The 1,498-nt window shown below is 47.5% G+C and carries 3 rRNA genes; all 3 read left to right on the top strand.

Annotated features, from left to right (window positions below):
• A 23S ribosomal RNA gene (locus PY093_RS21210) occupies positions 1-450 on the top strand; the annotation flags it as partial.
• Positions 451-658: 208 nt separating this feature from the next.
• A 5S ribosomal RNA gene (gene rrf / locus PY093_RS21215) occupies positions 659-774 on the top strand.
• 326 nt (positions 775-1,100) lie between these two features.
• A 16S ribosomal RNA gene (locus tag PY093_RS21220) occupies positions 1,101-1,498 on the top strand; the annotation flags it as partial.

The raw sequence follows: 1,498 nt of genomic DNA on the forward strand, positions 1-1,498 counted from the left end.
AACAGGCTTATCTCCCCCAAGAGTCCACATCGACGGGGAGGTTTGGCACCTCGATGTCGGCTCATCGCATCCTGGGGCTGTAGTCGGTCCCAAGGGTTGGGCTGTTCGCCCATTAAAGCGGTACGCGAGCTGGGTTCAGAACGTCGTGAGACAGTTCGGTCCCTATCCGTCGTGGGCGTAGGAAATTTGAGAGGAGCTGTCCTTAGTACGAGAGGACCGGGATGGACACACCGCTGGTGTACCAGTTGTTCTGCCAAGGGCATCGCTGGGTAGCTATGTGTGGAAGGGATAAGTGCTGAAAGCATCTAAGCATGAAGCCCCCCTCAAGATGAGATTTCCCATAGCACAAGCTAGTAAGAACCCTGAAAGATGATCAGGTTGATAGGTCAGAGGTGGAAGCGCGGTGACGTGTGGAGCTGACTGATACTAATCGTTCGAGGACTTAACCAAACATGAAATGCGAAAGCGACTGAACAGCCTCGACAAGCACTGGAGGCTCTGACGAAGAAGCGATCTTTGCTTCTGAAGGAGGAGGTGAAGTGATCGAGAGGCTAGGAGCTGTAGCTGGACACTATCTTCATTGAATGTCTGCACGTTATCTAGTTTTGAAGGAACAAATTTCTAGTTGAAATCGTTCTTTCTTATAGTAGAATAAAAGTCTGGTGACAATGGCGAAGAGGTCACACCCGTTCCCATGCCGAACACGGAAGTTAAGCTCTTTTGCGCCGATGGTAGTTGGGGGTTTCCCCCTGTGAGAGTAGGACGTCGCCAGGCTTTTACCAACTATTACAACTTCGCAGAAGTTGACAGTGAAATGAATAGATGGTAAGATAAATGATGTTGATGAAAACAGTGAATATCGTGTCTCGTGCTTTTTTAATGTAAGACTACTTCACAGAAGTTGACTTTAGAGAAAAGGTATGGTAGACTAAATGATGTTGCTGATCAACATACTAGCAAAAACAAGTTAAAAATAGTGGTTGACATGACAACGTAATTTTGATAAATTATGAGTCTGTCACAAAAAAGTTCTTTGAAAACTGAATACAACACAAGCGTCAATGTTTGTTTTAAAAATGTTTTACATGAGCAAGTCAACTCTATTGGAGAGTTTGATCCTGGCTCAGGACGAACGCTGGCGGCGTGCCTAATACATGCAAGTCGAGCGGTTCTTAGGAAGCTTGCTTCCTAAGAATAGCGGCGGACGGGTGAGTAACACGTGGGCAACCTACCTATAAGACTGGGATAACTTCGGGAAACCGGAGCTAATACCGGATAATATAAGAGATTACATGATTTCTTATTGAAAGATGGCTCCTTGCTATCACTTATAGATGGGCCCGCGGCGCATTAGCTAGTTGGTGAGGTAACGGCTCACCAAGGCGACGATGCGTAGCCGACCTGAGAGGGTGATCGGCCACACTGGGACTGAGACACGGCCCAGACTCCTACGGGAGGCAGCAGTAGGGAATCTTCCGCAATGGACGAAAGTCTGACG

Source organism: Cytobacillus sp. S13-E01, assembly GCF_029193815.1.
Taxonomy (GTDB): Bacteria; Bacillota; Bacilli; order Bacillales; family Bacillaceae_L; genus Bacillus_BV.